This window comes from Paenarthrobacter sp. NCHU4564, from assembly GCF_052156435.1.
In the GTDB taxonomy this organism is placed as follows: domain Bacteria; phylum Actinomycetota; class Actinomycetes; order Actinomycetales; family Micrococcaceae; genus Arthrobacter.
On the sequence record NZ_JBQLIS010000003.1, the window covers coordinates 287,684 to 308,271 of the forward strand.

Below are 20,588 nucleotides of genomic sequence, written 5' to 3' on the forward strand. Positions count from 1 at the left end.
GCACGCAATCATCACTGCGGGAGTGATGTCGAGTTGATCGCAGAAGGGGAGCAGGGCGTGTGGCTCCAGGCACACCACTGTCTCTGAGATGGATAAACCATTAGCTGGTATTCCCTGCGCCGTTCCAGTCCAAGCTGCTGAATACCGCCGCCTTAGGGCCCGCAGCGAGCACAGGGGAGGCCTCGCATCGCTGGGGTCCGCTGTCCACGACTTTTGTGCCTTCATTAGGCACGCAGCGCAGGTGATAGGAAAGTAGCGGCTGGTGAAGGGTCCCTACCACTGGCATCCAAAGCAGGCCGGCTGAGCGGAGCGAGGCAGAGCCCGCATATCACCCCTTCGCATAGCCCGGATACTACCCTCCAAGAAGAGTCGGCGCCCACAGCCGTGGGTCCTTCCGCCACGAACATGACGTCATCCCTGCAGGACGATGGATCCGACCATCCGGTTAATCCAGTGACTCGACTATCCCGGAGGGTCATCGTACGGGCCGGCATAGCCTGCTACAGCAACGGGGCAGAAGCTTCTCGCATAAAACGTAAAATTCGTAGGCGAGAGAAGGGGGCATCAGTGTCCCAGCACTGAGGCCAAGGTGCCCTCGTTGTCTCAGTCGTGTTTCACGTGAAACCAGACAGATAGTGAGTGGGCAGCGAACGGCGGGGCAACGTTCACCATGTGGAGCGCCGTAGGCGAAACCCGCACTCTGGTAGGACCGAGCGGACGTTTCACGTGAAACAACCTTCTTTTTTCGGTTGTCGCAGCCACCGCACACGCTCAAAGCACGAGACCGCTTACAAGTTGCGTGAATGACGGCCCACGATGCAGCTTCGGGGGAGGTGCGAACCCTTTGCTAAGCGTTCCCGTTTCACGTGAAACATTCGAGCGCTGGCTCGTCCAAAATAGAGGTGACAAACACCAAAGTATCCAGGCACGGTGAGGGAGCGTAGGGCGGAAATCTCCAAAGGTGTCTCGTAACGGGGAGGCGGTCGGCACGGAGGCTCGTTCGGCCCCGTCATCGCGCCCGGATAGATGGCGCTAAGAACAACGCCGCAATGCAGGGAAGGGGCTGCGTGGCAGCGCACGCACCCGGATTGATCCGTGCGTGGAGTCCTGAACTCCCAAAGTTCGATTGATCAACGCACGGATGAAGGTCTAGCAAGTGCCAGGACAAGAAGGAATGGCAGTGCCGTAACAGCGGAACAATGGCGCCCACATCGACAATGCCGGAAACAGTCGTAGTCTGCGTACGCGAAGACATCGATTGCCGGGATGCGCCTACTCCTTGGCGGGCAACCAACAGATGTAAGGGGAGGGACGGCATGAACCAACTCGGCTGAGGATCAAAGGCGTTCAGCCTGGCTACAACAACTCCCGGACGAGCTAGAGGGCGGTGTGATCCAAGCAATTTTGGCCAGATGAGCAGGAATATCGTCGATCGCAGCCTTCAAAAAGGAGGCCGGTGCGGTCCAAGATCACGGATCACAAGCTACCCGCGGTTGAACGACATGGCGGAACGTGTGAACCGCAGTCCAACGAGTAGGTTCTTAACGCCACTAGGCACCAGTCACCCTGGACGTCTCACAAACAACAAATCCCCGGACCTGTGCCTCTCAGGATTTCAGAAATGACGCTGAGGCAAACGCTACTAGGGCACGCCTACAGGAGGCGTGAGTGGCCCCACAGGCTCCTGGAAGAACACCGGGTTGGTCTCAGGCGCTCAACACCGTTAGGGAGGGCTCCGAGGCTGTAAAGACGCTCCAGGCCCTCTATACGACACAATCCCTACACTGAATCATCTCGACGTCAGCCGAAGAATGCGATATCGCCAGAAAAGAGTGCAAATTCCTCACGGCAAAGCAGGACAGCCCAGCACTCCGCGCATCGGCTCACCCGTCACGACATAGTCTCTAACCCCTATGTTTCACGTGAAACGCAGTCCACGCCGGATCATCCCCAGGACTACAGACTTCCTTAGACTAGACGCGCACGGAAGAAACGACGCCCAACGAGACACCAAGGGTGGCAACAGCCACACTGCTTGCAGCCAAAGAACACCACCCATAGGTTGCCATCTGACGCTCCCATATGTCGTTATGCGTGCACTGCGTCCTGTCTGGGTTCGGAAGATTGCTACGACAGTGCTAACCACAAACAAAAAGGGCCTGTTTCCAAGAAACAGACCCTTTCCGTCAGCTCACCACGATTACTCTTCCGCCCCGGGGCTCAGCACGTCCATAATCCGGTTGAGATCCTCCACGCTGGCAAACTCAATGCTCACCCGGCCCTTGCGGGCCCCAAGGGTAATCTTGACGTTCGTATCCAAACGGTCGGAAAGAGAGGAAGCCAGATAATCCAGTCGCTCATGCCGGGCATTTGGCTTGGGGATCGAGTTCTTAGTGGGAGTAGCCGGCTCCTGGTAGAGGGCAACGGCCTCTTCCGTCGCACGAACTGACATACCCTCGGCAACGATTCTTTGGGCAAGGCGTTCCATGGCGGCGGCATCCGGGAGCGACAGCAGCGCGCGTGCGTGACCGGCTGACAGCACACTGGCAGCAACGCGGCGCTGGACCAACGGCGGAAGCTTCAACAAACGAAGTGTATTGGAGACCTGAGGGCGCGAGCGACCGATCCTGTCCGCCAGTTGCTCGTGAGTGGTACCGAAGTCCTCGAGCAACTGTTGATAGGCAGCAGCTTCTTCCAAGGGATTCAGCTGGCTCCTGTGGAGGTTCTCCAGCAACGCGTCCCGCAGGAGGTCGTCATCAGTCGTATCCCTGACGATCGCAGGGATGGTGTCGAGTCCCGCAGCCTGTACTGCGCGCCACCGACGCTCGCCCATGACAAGCTCGTACGGTTCTCCACCTTTTTCGGTTGAGGTACGAACAACAATTGGCTGGAGCACGCCGATTTCTTTGACCGAGTGCACCAGCTCGGCCATGTCGTCCTCATCGAAGACGCTTCGGGGCTGTTTGCGGTTGGGATGGATGTCCTTGACCGGGATCTCGGCGAACCTGGCACCCGGCACCTCTACAAGCTCAACCTCAGGTGCGCCGGAGGCAGCCGATGGTTCCTGCGGTTGTGCGGCAGCCGCCGTCGTGCTTTCTTCAGAGTCCACGGCGGAAGCCGGCGCGCCGCTTCCACGCTTGGTGGCCGGCTTTGCGGACGACTCCTTCGCAGCCGGTGTTTTGGCAGCAGGCGACTTGGACGTGCTGGTTCGCGGCGCGGGAGCCTTACGGTCCTTGGGTTCCGGGGCAGCATCGGCCTCGGGTGCGTCAAGAGGCTCTACGGTCTTTCGCGCTTCAGGAAAGAAAAGGTCAACCGGACGGGAAGGTGACGAACCGTTGCCCTGAGCCCCGGCCGCAGCAGAGCTGGGAATGAGAGCCCCAAGACCCCTGCCCAGGCCCCTTCGCTTTTCGCTCATTGATTCATCCCTCCGATGGATTGCTGAGCACGTCCGGGCCCAAGCTGTTGCAGTGTTTCAAGAATTCTAGCGTTCAGCGATTTCAGCTGCGGCTTCCATGTAGGAAAGTGCACCGCTCGAGGAAGGATCGTACGTCATGACCGTTTGCTGGTAGCTGGGCGCTTCAGAGATGCGCACGGAGCGCGGAACCACAGCGCTCAATACCTGCTGCGGGAAATGCTGCCTGACTTCGGAGGCCACCTGTGCCGCAAGGTTGGTGCGACCGTCGTACATGGTCAGGAGAATGGTGGAGACCACCAGGTCAGCATTGAGGTGCTTCTGGATCATCTCGATATTCTTCAACAACTGGCTGAGGCCTTCCAGCGCGTAGTACTCGCACTGGATGGGTATAAGGACCTCACTGGCAGCGCAGAAAGCATTCACTGTGAGCAGGCCCAAGCTGGGCGGGCAGTCGATGAAGATGAAGTCCAAACGGCCCTCACCGTTCTTCTCCCGCTCCTTGGCGTAAACGTCAATAGCCCGGCGAAGACGCTGTTCGCGGGCCACAAGGGAGACCAGTTCGATCTCGGCACCGGCCAGGTGAATGGTGGCCGGGGCGCAGATGAGGTTGGGGATGTCGGGGCAAGGAGCCACAACGTCCTTCAGGGGAAGGTCGTTGATGAGGACGTCGTAGATGCTGTCGACGTCGGCGTGGTGCTCAATGCCCAGTGCAGTGGACGCATTACCCTGCGGATCGATGTCGATGACCAGAACGTTGAGTCCAGCGGACGCCAGGGCAGCGGCAATGTTGACCGTGGTAGTGGTCTTGCCTACGCCGCCCTTCTGGTTGGACACCGTGAAGATTCGTGTCCGTTCAGGTTTGGGCAATTCGCGTCCGATCAGCCGTTCGCGGCGTCGTGTCTCGTTGGCCAGTTGCCGCGCGATGGGACTGGAATCATCGATGGAGTCCATGACGTTGTGAACTCCGTCCGTCAGGGTTTCACGTGAAACGGCGGAAACATCAACCGATTCCGTGCGAACCACTGGAATTTGGGGTGCAGGAGAAGAAGCGGCGATGGAGCGTGCGGACCCCAAAGACATAAACGGGGGTATCCGCTGCGTTGAGGTTTCGCTACTGCCCACTGGTCACACTCTCACTCTCATTCGGCGCATGCTGCCGTTCTCTAGCCTAACTGCTCACCCGGCGACACGCGGGAAACCAAGCGGCGTCTACTCCGTCTTTCCGGGCTTGTTGACGATGATCCTCACCACGGTGGTGGGTTCCTCCAGGAGTTCCTGCCCACACACCACAACGGACGTCTCCACACCTCCGAGCTTGCGGATGACCTTCCTGGCCTTCTCGATTTCCTCGGCCGCGCTCCTGCCCTTGATGGCCACCACCTCGCCCTTGCCGTTGAGCAAGGGGATGGTGAGGCCGGCAAGGTTGGTCAGGGCTGAGACGGCACGCGCGGTAACCACGTCCGCATCCACAAGGCCCACGGCCAGTTCGGCACGTGTCCGCATCACGGTCACGTTGTCCAGACCCAGATCATCCACGACTTCCTGGAGCCAGATCACGCGGCGTTCCAGGGGCTCGATGAGTGTCAGCTCGAGGTCCGGGCGGGCAATGGCCAGGCAGAGACCGGGAAGACCGGCGCCCGAACCAACGTCCGCGACGTGGCTGTCCTTGGCGATGGCGGACTCGATGACTGCACAGTTAAGAACGTGGCGACCCCACAGCCGGGGAACTTCGCGGGGCCCAATCAGGCCCCGTTCAATACCGGACGTGGCCAGGTGCTCAACGTAGCGTTTGGCCAGATCCAGCCTGTCGCCGAAGATCTTCTCGGCCGCCTGCAGTTCAGCGTCGGTAATCTCAACCATGGGCCGTTAGTCGGCCGAAACCACGATGTGGCGTCCGGAGCCTTCGCCTTCGGACTCGGAAACGAAGCCAAGGTCAGCAACGGCGTCGTGAACGATCTTGCGCTCGTAAGCGCTCATCGGCTCCAAAGCAATGGTGCCACCGGATTCCTTGACCTTGGCCACGGCATCCTCTGCGATCTGCTGGAGCACACCGGCACGGTCCTTGCGGTAACCATTGATGTCCAGCACCAGCCTGGAGCGGTTCTCAGTAGCGGAGAGGACAGACAGCCGCGCAAGTTCCTGGAGGGCTTCGAGGACCTCGCCGTCGCGGCCCACAAGGTTCTCCAGCGCGGCGGACTCTTCCTCGGCAGCGATGGAGATGTAGGTGCGGCCGTTGCGCACCTCGATGTCGATGTCTCCGTCGATATCCGCGATATCAAGAAGTTCTTCGAGGTAGTCGGCTGCGATGTCGCCTTCCTCTTCCAGCCGGCTGGCGGACTTGGACAAAGTCGCTTCCTGCGCGTCGTCCTGGTCTTCGGCCACAGCCGTGGTTACTTCTTCGGTGCTCTCAGCAGACATTACTTCTTCTTCCTGTTCTTACGTTGTGGCTGGACGCGCTGGCTGCGGATTTCAGCCGCAGCAGCGGCGGCGGCAGCCTCGGCGTCGTCGTTCTTCTTACCGCCCAGCAGCGGCGGCAGGCCCTTGGCGGCACGGCGTTCCTCCAGGGCCTTTGCGGCCGGGGAACCCGGGGTGGGCATGCGGCGGATGACGAAGAACTGCTGTCCCATGGTCCAGAGGTTGGTGGTGGTCCAGTAGATGAGGACACCGATGGGGAAGTTGATGCCGCCGATACCGAAGACGAGCGGCAGGATGTAGAGCATCATCTTCTGCTGGCGCATGAACGGGCTGGCGAGGGCTTCCTCGGACATGTTCTTGGCCATGATCTGCTTCTGGGTGATGAACTGCGAGGCAGTCATCGCGAGGATCATGATGATGGAAAGGACCCACACAGCAACGGCAGTGTTGCCGCCGCTGGGATCGCCGTGCAGCAGGGAGGCGGACAGCGGGGCGCCGAAGATGCTTGACTGATCGAACTGAACGACCTGCTCGTGGCTCATGGCCCCAATGCCCTCGCCCTCATTGCGGGCGGCAGTGACACCCGAAAGCACCTGGAACAGCGCGAAGAAGAACGGCATCTGGATCAGCATCGGCAAACATGCTGAGAACGGGTTGGTGCCGTGCTTCTTGTACAGGGCCATCTGCTCCTGCGCCATGGCCTGGCGGCTGAGCTGGTCGGTCTTGCCCTTGTACTTGGTCTGCAGCTTCTTCAGGTCCGGCTGGAGCAGCTGCATGCCGCGCTGGGCTTTGATCTGCTTGACGAAGACCGGAATCAGGGCAGCACGGATCACCAGCACCAGGCCGATGATGGACAGGGTCCAGGTCCAACCGTTCGCGGCGGGCATTCCAAGGAAGCTCAGTCCCTCGTGGAAGCCAACCATGATGATTGACACCAACCACTTGAACGGAAACATGATTGTTTCAAAGAAGTCCATACGATATCCCTATTCGTCAGGCCGCGGAGCGGCCTTCTTCATCAGCCTGAGCAGCCAGGAACTTGTCCGGATTGTTCAGTACAACAATTGTGGGCGTCCGGCCTTCGGGCCAATGACGGTGGCCGGCGGGGACATGGTCCACTCCGCCGGCATTCCAAGGGTGGCACCTGGCGAGCCTCTTGGCTGCGAGCCAACTGCCCTTCACCGCGCCATGCACCGTGACCGCCTCCAGGGCATATGCCGAACAGGAGGGGAAGAAACGGCATACCTGGCCATAAAGGGGCGAAACAACCTTGCGGTAGGCCTTCAGCAGGAGGATCAGGATGTTCCGGGGCAAGTCCCAAAGGAAAGCACCCACCGCCGCCGGCACGTTGCGGGAAGGCGGCACTGCTGCAACGGGATGCCCGGCGGAAGGCGCCGGGTCACCAGGGGAAGGAACGACGGCGGTGCTGCGGTTACGCACGCGGTGTCCCTTCCGTTGTGGTGCCGTTTTGTTCCGGCGAAGCGTTCGCTGGAGCGGAGCCAGCCAGTCGCTTCGTCGTCACTGCCAGTGCGGCGTTGTAGTCGGACAGCAGTTGCTCCCAGCTGGCCGATGCAGCTGCAGGCAACGCCCGGACCACTACCGCCAGGCCAGTCCCATGCACACGCAAGGACAATGCACCTGCTTCTCTCAGTCTCCTCTTAACGAGGTTCCTGGTCACGGCGTTCCCGACGGCTTTGGAGACAATGAAGCCAATCCGGCTGGGCTCCCCGGCCCCGATAGAGGCCGTATATAACACTAAGTTCCGGCGTCCATTGCGGACGCCGGAACGTACAGTTGTTGAAAAGTCGGTAGACGTCCGAAGACGGTTAGGGGTGGCTAGCACCGACGAACCTGCGAAAGGACTCTGACCGACAAGTCAGTTATTTAGGCCGACAGCTCGACGCGGCCCTTGCCGCGACGGGCAGCCAGGATGGCGCGGCCGGCACGGGTGCGCATACGAAGGCGGAAGCCGTGCTTCTTGGCCCGACGGCGGTTATTCGGCTGAAAAGTCCGCTTGCTCACGTTAGTTACTCCAGTGGATCAAAGGTGCGCCCACCCGATCAAAAGGGGAAGAACTGGCCGACGCTAAGTTTTGTATGTGCCTGCCGCCGCTGCTGCCCGCACGAAGAACGCGCGGAGGTGCAACTGATCGCAAAAGCGGACACAAAGGACTTCACAACGTTAGGGCAAAAATACGCCCTCAGTCAAACCGGGGAGACTGCCCGAAGCTATCCACAGCTGTGCCAAACAACGGTTCCCAGCCTGTGGATGAACTGGCTCACAGGGCCCGTTCACGAACCACAACCGTGTAATTATCCACAAGCAACTTCCCAGCTATCTTCTGGGGAAATCATCCCCTAGAGTGGCTCAGTAGCCCATTGTCCACCCGCTGTGCATAACTCTGTGGATTTACCCCGGAGCAACGCCCAGTCGGAGACACTTTCGGCTGCCAGCAATGCCGGCAAGCAAGTACGAGGAACGTAAATGATGACAGTAGACGAAGCCAACCACGCCAATACTGTCGGAAGTTCCTGGCGTCGGGTGCTGAGCCTGCTGGAGCAGGACGACCGGGTCACACCCCGTCAGCGCGGTTTCGTCATCCTGGCCCAGGCACAGGGCCTTATTGGTTCCACGCTCCTGGTGGCCGTTCCCAACGAGCTGACCCGGGAAGTACTCCAGACCCAGGTCAAGGACGCGCTGGATGACGCCCTGCGCAGCGTGTTCTCTGACGACATCCGGTGCGCGATCGACGTAGATACCGATTTGGTGCCTGTCCACGCTGAGCCGGAACCCGCCGTCGAACTTGCCGCCACACCGGACCTGGCGGTAGAGCCCAAGCCCCAGCCCACCCCTCCCAGCACGTCGCACGAGTTCGGCCGGCTCAACCCGAAATACATCTTCGACACATTCGTGATCGGTTCCTCGAACCGTTTCGCCCACGCGGCGGCCGTAGCCGTGGCGGAGGCACCGGCCAAGGCCTACAACCCGCTGTTCATCTACGGTGACTCCGGACTGGGCAAGACCCACCTGCTCCACGCGATCGGACATTACGCCCGCAGGCTCTACAGCGGCATCCGCGTCCGGTATGTCAACTCTGAAGAGTTCACCAACGACTTCATCAACTCCATCCGCGACGACGAAGGCACCAGCTTCAAGACCACGTACCGCAACGTGGATGTGCTGCTGATCGACGACATCCAGTTCCTTGCCGGCAAGGACCGGACCCAGGAAGAGTTCTTCCACACGTTCAACGCCCTGCATAACGCGAACAAGCAGGTTGTGATCACCTCGGACCAGCCGCCCAAGATGCTTGCCGGCTTTGAGGACCGCATGACCTCGCGCTTCGAGTGGGGCCTGCTGACGGACATCCAGCCGCCGGAACTTGAAACCCGTATCGCCATTCTCCGCAAAAAGGGCCTGAGCGAAGGACTTTCCGCGCCGGACGACGCCCTGGAGTACATCGCGTCAAAGATCTCCAGCAACATCCGTGAACTCGAAGGCGCCCTCATCAGGGTCACGGCGTTCGCCAGCCTGAACCGGCAGCCCGTGGACGTGGCCCTGGCCGAGATGGTCCTCAAGGACCTCATCACCGACGACGGCGCGCAGGAGATCACGGCCAAGCAGATCCTCGACCAGACCGCGGACTACTTCAAGCTCAGCATGGAAGAGCTGTGCAGCAAGTCACGCACACGCACCTTGGTGACGGCCCGCCAGATCGCCATGTACTTGTGCCGCGAACTCACGGACATGTCCCTGCCCAAGATCGGACAGGAGCTCGGCGGCCGAGACCACACCACCGTCATCCACGCAGACCGCAAGATCCGCGAACTCATGGCCGAGCGGCGTGTGATCTACAACCAAGTCACCGAGCTCACAAACCGGATCAAGCAGCAGCAACGGGACTCCTGAATCCACATCACGCCGCGCACTCCATACCTTATTAACAGGTGCATGTGGATAACCCTGTGGATTCTTAAGGGGACAAGCGCGCTTAATGGGCTTAAAACCCTTAAGCCGTCTGTGGATCGTTAAAAATGCCCCTTCCGGTTGTCCCCATCCACACCCTGTTTAAAACCCAGTTAACGCACAAGCCGTGAACAGGGCTTAACCGCGGAACCGCGCGGCAGGAGCCACTTATCCACAGTTTCCACAGCAGTTATTAACACTACGAATCCCAAAAATTGAAATCCCTCAAATAACAACCTCGTTCTCCCGCACACCAGCCAGCCCCAAGGCCAGGCTGAAGGACAGCCTCCGGCTGTCCACCTTTGAGGGGCGGCGCCCATGGGGGATGGGTTAATCGCGGATCTTCCGGCTAAGCTGTCAGCAGCGTTCCCATCCCCGGGTCTGTTGTGTCATTCGTTGCGTGCGGACCATGCAGGTTTCCGGGTTGGATCGCGAAGAATTGGCGGACGCCCACCAGGAAGTCCGCAGCAATACATGGCAGCAGCAATGAAAGGCGGCACCCTTCCGTGAAGTTCAGAGTCGACCGCGACGTCCTGGCAGAAGCCGTTACATGGACAGCGCGGTCGTTGTCTCCGCGGCCGCCAGTGCCCGTACTCTCGGGCCTCCTCCTCAAGGCGGAAGCCGGAACAGTCAGCCTTTCAAGCTTCGACTACGAGACTTCCGCCAGGCTCGAAATTCCTGCAGACATCGCCACTGAAGGCACCATCCTGGTGTCCGGGCGCCTTCTGGCCGACATCTGCCGCAGCCTGCCCTCCGCGCCGGTCGAGGTAGAGACCGACGGCAGCAAAGTCACCCTGACCTGCCGCCGAAGCAGCTTCCACTTGGCCACCATGCCGGAGTCCGAGTACCCCGCCCTTCCTGCATTGCCTGCGATCAGCGGAACGTTGCCCGGTGATGCCTTCGCCCAGGCTGTTTCCCAGGTCATCATCGCCGCAAGCAAGGATGACACCCTGCCGATCCTTACCGGTGTTCGCATGGAGATCGAAGACGACCTCATCACGTTGCTCGCCACCGACCGGTACCGCCTGGCCATGCGTGAAGTGCCCTGGAAGCCTGTCACCCCGGGTATTTCCACCAGCGCACTGGTGAAATCCAAGACCCTGAACGAGGTCGCCAAGACCCTGGGCGGCAGTGGTGACATCAACCTGGCCCTTGCTGACGACGACAGCAGGCTCATTGGGTTCGAGAGCGGCGGACGCACCACCACGTCGCTCCTGGTGGATGGCGACTACCCCAAGATCCGCTCCCTGTTCCCTGAATCCACGCCCATCCATGCCACGGTGCAGACGCAGGAACTCGTGGAGGCTGTTCGCCGTGTGTCGCTTGTTGCCGAACGCAACACCCCGGTGCGGCTTGCCTTCACCCAGGGGCTCCTGAACCTCGACGCCGGAACCGGCGAGGACGCCCAGGCTTCGGAAGAACTGGAAGCCCAGCTTTCCGGTGATGACATCACAGTGGCCTTCAACCCCCACTACCTGGTCGAAGGCCTCAGCGTCATCGAGACCAAGTTCGTCCGCTTTTCGTTCACCACAGCTCCCAAGCCCGCCATGATCACCGCGCAGGCGGAGGCAGACGGCGAAGACCAGGACGATTACCGCTACCTGGTGATGCCCGTCCGACTTCCCAACTAGCCCGGCACCCTTCGCAGAAAAGAGTTCACACCGTGCACATCGGACTGATCGGCCTTGGCAAGATGGGCTTCAACATGCGTGAACGCATGCGGAACGGCGGCATCGAAGTCACCGGCTATGACCGGAACCCGGACGTCACCGACGTCGCCTCGGTGGACGAACTCATCGCTGCCCTTCCCACCCCTCGCTTGGTCTGGGTCATGGTTCCCGCCGGAGCCGTCACCGATGCCGTGGTCACCGAACTCGGCGAAAAACTCGCCGACGGCGATCTGGTGATCGACGGCGGCAACTCCCGGTTCACTGAGGACCAAAAGCATGGCGCGGTCCTCGCCGGAAAGGGCATCCGGTTCGTCGATTGCGGCGTCTCCGGTGGTGTCTGGGGCCTCCAGAACGGTTACGGCCTCATGGCCGGCGGCGCCGAAGAAGACATTGAATTCGCCATGCCTGTCTTCGATGCGCTCCGGCCCGAAGGTGAACGGGCCGACAGCTTCGTCCATGTCGGTGGAGTCGGCGCCGGCCATTACGCCAAGATGGTCCACAACGGTATCGAGTACGGTCTGATGCAGGCCTACGCCGAGGGCTACGAGCTCCTTGCGGCCAAGGACATCGTCAAGGATCTTCCCGGCACGTTCCGTGCATGGCAAAAAGGCACGGTTGTCCGTTCCTGGCTGCTGGACCTGATGGTCAAGGCACTGGACGAAGACCCCGGCCTGGCCTCGATCGACGACTACGTGGAAGATTCCGGGGAAGGCCGCTGGACTGTGGAAGAAGCGATCGCCAACGCGGTCCCGGCTCCGGCCATCACGGCTGCCCTCTTTGCGCGCTTTGCTTCCCGCGAAGACGTTTCACCGGCCATGAAGATGGTTTCCGCCCTGCGCCACCAGTTCGGCGGACACGCCACCCGTCCAGCCAACTAGGCTGCAGGAGCCCTGCTGACGGCGTGTACCTAGAACATCTTTCACTGACGGACTTCCGCAGCTATGCCCAGGTTGATCTGAAGCTTGGTCCCGGGGTGACGGTCCTGGTGGGGTCCAACGGGATCGGCAAGACCAACCTCATGGAAGCCATCGGCTACCTGGCGACGCTGAGTTCCCACAGGGTCAGCACGGACGCGCCACTGCTTCGCTTCGGCACCGAACGGGCCCTGATCCGTGCCCGCTTGGTCCGGGGCGAACAATCAACCATCATCGAGCTCGAAATCAACGCAGGCCGGGCCAACCGGGGCCGGATCAACCGGGGGAACCCGGTGCGCGCCCGGGACATCCTGGGCATATGCCAGACCGTACTCTTCGCGCCGGAAGACCTGGCACTGGTAAAGGGCGATCCTTCCAATCGGCGACGTTTCCTCGATGAGCTCCTGGTCAGTCTCGTTCCGCGCCACGCCGCCACCCGAAGTGACTACGACAGGGTCCTCAAGCAGCGAAATGCCTTGTTGAAATCCGCCCGCACGGGCAAGTTCACAGCAGGGCATGAAGCCACCCTGGATGTGTGGGACCAACATATGGCGCGGGCCGGAGCTGAACTTCTTCATGCCCGGCTGGAGCTCGTGGAGCGGCTTCGTCCGCACCTCAACAGCGCCTACGCCCAACTGACGGACGGGTCCAAAGAGGCCGGCGCGGTCTACCGCTCAACCATCCAGGGCGTCCTTGACGACGACGGCGGTCCGGCCGACCGCGCGACGGAACCTCCGGCGTCGTACGAGGACCTCCGGGTGCTGTCCGTCGAACAGCTCACCGAGCGTTACATCCAAGCCTTTGCAGCGTCCCGCAAGAAGGAACTGGAACGCGGAATTTCGTTGGTGGGCCCACACCGGGACGAACTTGAACTGGTCCTCGGACAAGCACCTGCCAAGGGGTACGCCTCACACGGCGAAACGTGGTCAATGTGTCTGTCGCTGCGTCTGGCGTCGTACTACGTCATGCTTGATGACGCCCGCACCGGCGGCACGGCACCAATCCTGATCCTGGACGATGTTTTCGCTGAACTCGATGTCCAACGCCGTCGTAAACTGGCTGCAATAGTGGCCGGTGCCGAACAGGTACTGGTGACAGCCGCCGTCGACGCCGATATCCCCGAGGAGCTGGCCGGACGGCGCGTAACCGTTGTTCCGGGAGGCATCGATGGCGAAGGGTAGTCCCGACGGACTCCAACCCGGCCGTGAACCGGATGAGATCGATGCCGCGCAGGCTGCGCTGAACCGCGTGCGGGAAGCTGCGGCCGCGCGGGGCGAAGTGCGCCAGCGTGCGCCGAGGCCGGGCCAAGCAGCCAACCGCAAGGGAATACGCGACACCCGTGGTTTCAGCCAGTTCCATGGCACTGGACGGGATCCTTTGGGCCTCGGGAAGGTGGTGGGCAGGCTGGTCGCCGAACGCGGCTGGACCTCGCCCGTAGCGGTGGGCTCGGTCATGGCGGAGTGGGACGCCTTGGTTGGACCGGAAATTTCCGCCCACTGTACGCCGGAGAGCTTTACGGACACCACGCTGCACGTCCGCTGCGACTCGACAGCCTGGGCCACGCAGTTGAGGTTGCTCAGTTCCAGCCTCCTCGGGAAGTTCCGGAATGAGCTCGGTGAGGGTGTGGTCACCAGCATTCAGGTGCTGGGACCCTCGGCACCGAACTGGCGCAAGGGTGGCCGCAGCGTCAATGGTCGTGGACCCAGGGACACGTACGGCTGAACGGCGTGCAGGGCGATTCAAGGCCCCCGGACCGTATAGGCCCCCATCGGCACCCACGCAGGGCCGTTTCAGATAGGGCCAGTGGCCTCCCACGGGCATATTCAGCTCTCGGCTGCCTCCATATTTGCAGGGATCCGGCGGTTTCCACGATAGAATTGCCCTAGATCACTGAGCGCCGGTGAAACGTCCGTTGGGGTCCTGTATGCAGTTCCGTGCCATCCGGGACCCCCTCTGTCGCAGTAGACGGCGCAATCAGTCACGTGCCCTTTGACGGCTGCGGTTCGCCGCTGCCTGATCCGGGGACGACCGTCATCGAGTACAGAGGAGTCGAAAGCGCCTGTGGCTAACGACAATGCAGAGACCTTGGCAGTAGAGCCCGCGGAGGAGACTGTTACCAGCCCCGACGCCCCTGCGGAAACCCCAAGGGAGTATGGCGCCAGCGACATCACCGTGCTGGAAGGCCTCGAGGCCGTCCGCAAGCGTCCCGGCATGTACATCGGTTCCACCGGGCCCCGCGGCCTCCACCACCTGGTGTATGAAGTCGTGGACAACTCAGTCGACGAGGCCCTGGCCGGCTTCTGCAGCCACATCGAGGTCACCCTCCAGGCCGACGGCGGAGTCAAGGTCGTGGACGACGGCCGCGGTATCCCCGTGGACATCCACCCCACCGAAGGCAAGCCCACGGTCGAGGTGGTCATGACCATCCTGCACGCCGGCGGCAAGTTCGGCGGCGGCGGGTACGCCGTATCCGGCGGTCTTCACGGCGTGGGCATCTCCGTTGTGAACGCCCTGTCCCGCCGGGTCAACACGGAGGTGCGCCGCCAAGGCCATGTTTGGCGCATGTCATTCGCCGACGGCGGCAAGCCCCAGGGCGAACTCGTCAAGGGAGAAGCCACCGGGGAAACCGGGACGTCCCAGACGTTCTACCCTGACGGCTCAATCTTTGAAACCACCGAGTTCGACTTCGAGACCCTCCGTGCCCGGTTCCAGCAGATGGCGTTCCTGAACAAGGGCCTGAAGATTACCCTGACGGACGAGCGTCCCGTTGCCGGTGAAGGCGATGATGACCTGGACCTCGATGCCGTTGCCACCGAGGGCGAAGTGGCTGCCGAGCACCGCACCGTGGTGTACGAATACCCGGACGGCCTCCTGGATTACGTCAAGCACCTGAACTCCAGCAAGAAGGTGGAAATCGTCCACGAGGACGTCATCGCCTTCGAAACCGAAGACACTGAGCGGCACATCGCCGTCGAGGTCGCCATGCAGTGGACCACCGCCTACTCGGAGAGCGTCCACACCTACGCGAACACCATCAACACCCATGAGGGCGGTACCCACGAAGAAGGCTTCCGGGCCGCGATGACCTCACTCATCAACCGCTACGCGCGCGAGAAGAGCATCATCAAGGAGAAGGAAGACAACCTCACGGGCGATGACATCCGTGAAGGGCTCACTGCCGTGATCTCGGTGAAGCTCTCCGAACCGCAGTTCGAGGGCCAGACCAAGACCAAGCTTGGCAACTCCGAAGTCAAGGGGTTCGTGCAGCGCGTTGTCACCGACCAGCTGGGTGACTGGCTGGAACGCAATCCCGGCCCTGCCCGCGACGTCATCCGTAAGGCCATCCAGGCTGCGCAGGCACGCATGGCTGCGCGCAAGGCCCGTGACAATGCACGCCGCAAGAGCCCGCTGGAATCCTTTGGCATGCCAGGGAAGCTGTCCGATTGCTCCTCCAAGGATCCTTCGCGGTGCGAGGTTTACCTGGTGGAGGGTGACTCCGCAGGTGGCTCCGCCAAGCGTGGACGCAACCCTGAGACCCAGGCCATCCTGCCACTCCGGGGAAAGATCCTGAACGTGGAACGCGCCCGGCTGGACAAGGCGCTCGGCAACGCCGAAGTCCAGTCGATGATCACCGCGTTCGGTACGGGCATTGGGGAGGACTTCGACATCTCCAAGCTGCGGTACCACAAGATCGTCCTCATGGCAGATGCCGATGTCGACGGCCAGCACATCACCACGCTGCTGATGACGTTGCTGTTCCGCTACATGCGGCCCTTGATCGAGAACGGGTATGTGTACCTGGCCCAGCCGCCGCTGTACAGGATCAAGTGGTCCAACGCCGCGCACGACTACGTCTTCAGTGACAGAGAGCGTGACGAGACCATCCGCAAGGGTGCCGCCATGAACAAGCGCCTGCCCAAGGACAACGGCATCCAGCGCTACAAGGGCTTGGGCGAAATGGACTACACGGAACTCTGGGACACCACCATGGACCCGGATCGCAGGACGCTCCTGCAGGTCACCATGGATGACGCCCTTGCAGCCGACCAAACCTTCTCCGTGCTCATGGGCGAAGACGTCGAATCCCGCAGAAACTTCATCCAGCAGAACGCCAAGGACGTCAGGTTCCTTGATATCTAGGGCCTCCATCGCTCAAGAGATATTCCAGAACTGACATATACCTGAAACGGAACATGACATTATGAGTGACGAAACTCCCGAAGTCCCGGCGGAAAACACCGACGTCCCGGATGCGGTTTTGGAAGGCGATTTGCTGACCGACCGCGTCGAACAGGTGGACCTGCAGACCGAAATGCAGCGGTCCTACCTTGACTACGCAATGGCCGTCATTGTTGGCCGCGCCCTTCCGGACGTCCGCGATGGCCTGAAGCCGGTCCACCGGCGCGTGCTGTATGCGATGTTCGACGGCGGCTACCGCCCGGACCGTGCCTTCAACAAGTGCGCCCGCGTGGTAGGCGACGTCATGGGCACCTACCACCCCCACGGTGACATGGCCATCTACGATGCCCTGGTCCGCCTCATCCAGGACTGGACCATGCGGTACCCGCTTGCCCTGGGCCAGGGAAACTTTGGATCACCGGGCAACGACGGTGCTGCTGCGCCCCGATACACCGAAACGAAGATGGCCCAGCTGGCCATGGAAATGGTCCGTGACATCGACGAGGAAACCGTCGACTTCCAGGACAACTACGACGGCAAGAACCAGGAACCCACCATCCTGCCGTCGCGGTTCCCAAACCTGCTGGTCAACGGATCCTCCGGCATTGCCGTGGGAATGGCGACCAATATCCCGCCGCACAACCTCCGGGAAGTCGCCGACGGCGTGCAGTGGGCATTGGAGAATCCCGGCGCCACCCGCGAGGAACTCCTTGAAGCACTCCTGGTGCGGATCAAGGGGCCCGACTTCCCGACGGGTGCCACCATCCTGGGCCACAAGGGGATCGAAGACGCATACAGGACCGGTCGCGGATCCATCACCATGCGGGCTGTAGTCAACGTCGAGGAACTCCAGGGCCGCACCTGCCTGGTGGTTACGGAGCTTCCCTATCAGGCCAACCCGGACAACCTGGCCATCAAGATCGCCGAACTCGTCAAGGACGGCAAGATCCAGGGCATCGCCGACCTCCGCGACGAGACCTCGGGCCGCACAGGCCAGCGGCTCGTGATCGTCCTGAAGCGGGATGCCGTGGCCAAGGTGGTCCTCAACAACCTGTACAAGCACACGCAGCTGCAGGACAACTTCTCTGCCAACATGCTGGCCATTGTGGACGGTGTGCCGCGGACCCTGAGCCTGGATGCGTTTATCCGGCACTGGGTGGCGCACCAGATGGACGTCATTGCGCGCCGCACCAGGTACCGCCTGCGCAAGGCCGAAGAAGAAGCCCACATCCTGCGGGCCCTCCTGAAGGCGCTGGACATGCTGGACGAGGTCATCGCCCTCATCCGCGCTTCCAACACCACGGACGCCGCACGCGAAGGCCTGATGGAACTCCTGGACATCGATGAACTTCAGGCGCGTGCCATCCTGGACATGCAGCTGCGTCGCCTTGCCGCCCTGGAACGCCAGAAGATCCAGGACCGCCATGCGGAGCTCGAAGCCATGATCGAGGAATACAACGCGATCCTCGCTTCCGAGGAACGCCAGCGTGGCATCATCAGCGAGGAACTTGCCGAGATCGTTGCCAAGCATGGCGACGACCGCCGTACTCAGATCCTCATGGGCTTTGACGGCGACATGTCCATGGAAGACCTCATTCCCGAAGAGGAAATGGTGGTCACCATTACGCGCGGGGGCTACGTCAAGCGCACGCGCAGTGACAACTACCGGTCCCAGCAACGCGGCGGGAAGGGCATCAAGGGTGCCCAGCTGCGCGGCGACGATGTTGTGGAGCACTTCTTCGTCACCACCACCCACCACTGGCTGCTGTTCTTCACCAACCTGGGCCGGGTCTACCGTGCCAAGGCCTACGAGCTCGCCGAAGGTGGCCGCGACGCAAAGGGCCAGCACGTTGCCAACCTCCTGGCTTTCCAGCCGGACGAGCACATTGCCCAGGTACTGGATCTCCGTGATTACCAGCAGGCACCTTACCTGGTGCTGGCCACCAAGAACGGACTGGTCAAAAAGACGCGTCTGGAAGATTACGACACCAACCGCTCCGCGGGCGTTATCGCCATCAACCTGCGCGATGAAGACGAGCTCGTATCCGCGCAGTTGGTCAGCGAAACCGACGACCTCCTGCTGGTGTCCCGGAAGGGCCAGTCCATCCGCTTCACTGCCACCGATGACGCTCTGCGTCCCATGGGCCGCGCTACCTCAGGCGTGACCGGTATGAAGTTCCGTGAAGACGACGAATTGCTGGCTGCGGACGTCGTCCAGGACGGCTCGTTCGTCTTTGTGGTCACCGAAGGTGGCTATGCCAAACGAACAGCTGTTGACGAGTACCGCTTGCAGGGCCGTGGCGGCCTGGGCATCAAGGTGGCCAAGCTTGCCGAAGACCGGGGTGACCTCGTGGGGGCCCTGATCGTGCAGGAAGAAGACGAAGTCCTGGTGGTCATGGAAGGCGGCAAGGTGGTCCGTTCGGCGGTCAGTGGCGTGCCCGCCAAGGGCCGTGACACCATGGGCGTGATCTTCGCCAAGCCCGACAAGAACGACCGCATCATCGAGGTTGCCCGCAACAGCGAACGCGGCTTGGAAGGCGAAGAATCCGAGGACGCACTGGACGATGACGTAACGTTGGCTGCAGACAACGATGCCTCAGAGGGCGTCGCGACGGCAGTAACGGAAGACGACGCAGACCCGGATACCGATGCGGGCGCGGAGCTGAACGAAGACAACACCGGAGGTAACGAGTGAGCAATTCGGACTCATATCCCAAGCCGAGCACGGGTGTATCCGGCGGGGTCCGGCAGCCCTCGGGCACCGCACAGACCGGAACGCCGGCCCGGCCGCAGCAGCGGCCAACCGCAGGCCAGGAGAGCGGACAACGGCCGGCGAACGCGCCGGGCCAACGCCCCGCATCGGCAGGCCAGCGGCCGTCAGGCACACCCGGCCAGCGTCCGACCCAGCCGGGTCAACGTCCGGCCAGTGCCGGCGCCCAAAGGCCGGCCCAGGGCAACCCCGGGCTCGTGAAGCCAGCGCCGAAGGCCAAAGTCCGCCGCGCACGCCTGCTGGTGAGCAAGGTTGACCCATGGTCCGTGCTGAAGATGGCGTTCCTGCTGTCCGTGGCACTCGGGATCGTGACCGTGGTGGCAGCCATCGTTCTCTGGACCGTGTTGGATCTCACAGGCATCTTCAACCAGGTGGACAGCCTGCTGGGCACCTTGGCGGGCTCCGAAGGCAGCGGTTTCGAGCTGAAGAAGATCGCATCCCTGGGCCAGGTGGCATCCTTTGCCACGATCATCGCCGTGGTGAACGTGGTCCTGCTGACCGCCCTGTCCATGCTCTCCGCAGTGCTCTATAACATTTCGGCAACGTTGGTGGGCGGCATCGGCGTGACGCTGACCGACGACTAGCAAAAAACCGCGAAAATCCGCCGAAAAACGGCGGAAAGCAGCGGGACGAAAGCCTCGATTTGAGATCGGGCCGGGATGTGCTGTACAGTCATATCTCGGCCCGATGAGGCATCGGGGCGTATAGCTCAGGCGGTTAGAGCGCTTCGCTGATAACGAAGAGGTCCCAGGTTCAAGTCCTGGTACGCCCACGGAACCTAACAGGTTCAGGAAACTGAACGGAATGAGGTACTTGTGAAGAAGTTGCTGGTAGCAGTAGCAGCGGCAATCGCAGGTGTCCTGGTCTACAAAAAGGCCCAGGAATCCGAAGCCCGGAAAGAAGTCTGGAGCAAGTCCACCGACAAGGTTGACTAGCAATGGATCCCGGCACCAACTGGTCTTGACCAGCTCGGGCATGGGGTATGATTGACGGGTTGCTTCTTATGGGGGCATGGCGCAATTGGTAGCGCACCTGCTTTGCAAGCAGGGGGTTAGGGGTTCGAGTCCCCTTGCCTCCACCATAAGGAAAGTCCCGGCCAGGAATGGCCGGGACTTTTTCGTTTAACCCACCCCCCCAATGTCCCCCGGGACCCAACTAAGTCGCATTTGTGCGCGTTTTGGGGGGGCGGTTTCTAGCGGTTATCGCAACAGGAAGGTTCTGATCATCTCATTTGGGGTGCAGAAGTCGAATCGTTGGCG

The 20,588-nt window shown here is 61.5% G+C and carries 17 protein-coding genes and 2 tRNA genes; 11 read left to right on the forward strand and 8 right to left on the reverse strand.

Annotation, left to right across the window (positions count from 1 at the left end):
* Nucleotides 1-2,200 precede the first annotated feature (2,200 nt).
* From ACSVIE_RS05365 to rpmH, 8 genes are all read right to left on the reverse strand, one after another.
* A complete protein-coding gene (locus tag ACSVIE_RS05365; RefSeq protein ID WP_426004990.1) occupies nt 2,201-3,415 on the reverse strand; it encodes a ParB/RepB/Spo0J family partition protein in 1,215 nt (404 codons plus the stop codon).
* 66 nt (nt 3,416-3,481) lie between these two features.
* Nucleotides 3,482-4,537: an AAA family ATPase gene (locus ACSVIE_RS05370; RefSeq protein ID WP_426004991.1), complete on the reverse strand. Its 1,056-nt coding sequence runs from the start codon at nt 4,535-4,537 to the stop codon at nt 3,482-3,484.
* Nucleotides 4,538-4,624: 87 nt separating this feature from the next.
* The gene (gene rsmG / locus ACSVIE_RS05375) at nt 4,625-5,275 is read right to left on the reverse strand and encodes a 16S rRNA (guanine(527)-N(7))-methyltransferase RsmG (protein ID WP_426004992.1); all 651 of its coding nucleotides are present in this window, start codon (nt 5,273-5,275) and stop codon (nt 4,625-4,627) included.
* A gap of 6 nt (nt 5,276-5,281) precedes the next feature.
* On the reverse strand, nt 5,282-5,833 hold the full coding sequence (locus tag ACSVIE_RS05380; RefSeq protein WP_426004993.1) for a protein jag: 552 nt from the start codon (nt 5,831-5,833) through the stop codon (nt 5,282-5,284).
* Entirely contained in the window at nt 5,833-6,807 is a 975-nt protein-coding gene (gene yidC / locus ACSVIE_RS05385) for a membrane protein insertase YidC (RefSeq protein ID WP_426004994.1), read from the reverse strand. Before yidC ends, ACSVIE_RS05380 begins: the two co-directional genes overlap by 1 nt.
* 16 nt (nt 6,808-6,823) lie before the next feature.
* Nucleotides 6,824-7,195 carry a membrane protein insertion efficiency factor YidD gene (gene yidD / locus ACSVIE_RS05390; protein ID WP_426007630.1) on the reverse strand — a complete coding sequence of 124 codons (372 nt, stop codon included), beginning with the start codon at nt 7,193-7,195 and terminating at the stop codon, nt 6,824-6,826.
* A 67-nt stretch (nt 7,196-7,262) separates the two neighbouring features.
* The gene (rnpA, locus tag ACSVIE_RS05395) at nt 7,263-7,673 is read right to left on the reverse strand and encodes a ribonuclease P protein component (RefSeq protein ID WP_426004995.1); all 411 of its coding nucleotides are present in this window, start codon (nt 7,671-7,673) and stop codon (nt 7,263-7,265) included.
* A gap of 41 nt (nt 7,674-7,714) precedes the next feature.
* Nucleotides 7,715-7,852, reverse strand: a complete 138-nt coding sequence (rpmH, locus tag ACSVIE_RS05400) for a 50S ribosomal protein L34 (protein ID WP_011776797.1) — start codon at nt 7,850-7,852, stop codon at nt 7,715-7,717.
* A gap of 465 nt (nt 7,853-8,317) precedes the next feature.
* Here rpmH and dnaA point away from each other — a divergent pair, with 465 nt between their 5' ends.
* From dnaA to ACSVIE_RS05455, 11 genes are all read left to right on the forward strand, one after another.
* Nucleotides 8,318-9,739: a chromosomal replication initiator protein DnaA gene (gene dnaA / locus ACSVIE_RS05405; RefSeq protein ID WP_426004998.1), complete on the forward strand. Its 1,422-nt coding sequence runs from the start codon at nt 8,318-8,320 to the stop codon at nt 9,737-9,739.
* Nucleotides 9,740-10,302: 563 nt separating this feature from the next.
* Nucleotides 10,303-11,427, forward strand: coding sequence for a DNA polymerase III subunit beta (dnaN, locus tag ACSVIE_RS05410; RefSeq protein ID WP_426005000.1), 1,125 nt, complete (start codon nt 10,303-10,305; stop codon nt 11,425-11,427).
* 32 nt (nt 11,428-11,459) lie between these two features.
* Nucleotides 11,460-12,344 carry a phosphogluconate dehydrogenase (NAD(+)-dependent, decarboxylating) gene (gene gnd / locus ACSVIE_RS05415; RefSeq protein ID WP_442423240.1) on the forward strand — a complete coding sequence of 295 codons (885 nt, stop codon included), beginning with the start codon at nt 11,460-11,462 and terminating at the stop codon, nt 12,342-12,344.
* Nucleotides 12,345-12,367: 23 nt separating this feature from the next.
* Nucleotides 12,368-13,561 (forward strand): DNA replication/repair protein RecF, encoded by a 1,194-nt coding sequence (recF, locus tag ACSVIE_RS05420; RefSeq protein ID WP_426005004.1) that lies wholly within the window; start codon nt 12,368-12,370, stop codon nt 13,559-13,561.
* Nucleotides 13,548-14,102, forward strand: a complete 555-nt coding sequence (locus ACSVIE_RS05425; protein ID WP_442423241.1) for a DUF721 domain-containing protein — start codon at nt 13,548-13,550, stop codon at nt 14,100-14,102. Before recF ends, ACSVIE_RS05425 begins: the two co-directional genes overlap by 14 nt.
* 339 nt (nt 14,103-14,441) lie before the next feature.
* Nucleotides 14,442-16,520: a DNA topoisomerase (ATP-hydrolyzing) subunit B gene (gene gyrB, locus ACSVIE_RS05430; protein ID WP_426005007.1), complete on the forward strand. Its 2,079-nt coding sequence runs from the start codon at nt 14,442-14,444 to the stop codon at nt 16,518-16,520.
* 61 nt (nt 16,521-16,581) lie between these two features.
* Nucleotides 16,582-19,254: a DNA gyrase subunit A gene (gyrA, locus tag ACSVIE_RS05435; protein ID WP_426005008.1), complete on the forward strand. Its 2,673-nt coding sequence runs from the start codon at nt 16,582-16,584 to the stop codon at nt 19,252-19,254.
* Complete coding sequence (locus ACSVIE_RS05440) at nt 19,251-19,913, forward strand: DUF3566 domain-containing protein (protein WP_426005010.1); 663 nt, start codon at nt 19,251-19,253, stop codon at nt 19,911-19,913. Before gyrA ends, ACSVIE_RS05440 begins: the two co-directional genes overlap by 4 nt.
* Before the next feature lie 114 nt (nt 19,914-20,027).
* Nucleotides 20,028-20,101: transfer RNA gene (locus ACSVIE_RS05445), tRNA-Ile, on the forward strand.
* Between the two features lie 43 nt (nt 20,102-20,144).
* Nucleotides 20,145-20,264: a DLW-39 family protein gene (locus ACSVIE_RS05450; RefSeq protein ID WP_426005012.1), complete on the forward strand. Its 120-nt coding sequence runs from the start codon at nt 20,145-20,147 to the stop codon at nt 20,262-20,264.
* Between the two features lie 70 nt (nt 20,265-20,334).
* Nucleotides 20,335-20,410, forward strand: a tRNA-Ala gene (locus ACSVIE_RS05455).
* Nucleotides 20,411-20,588 lie beyond the last annotated feature (178 nt).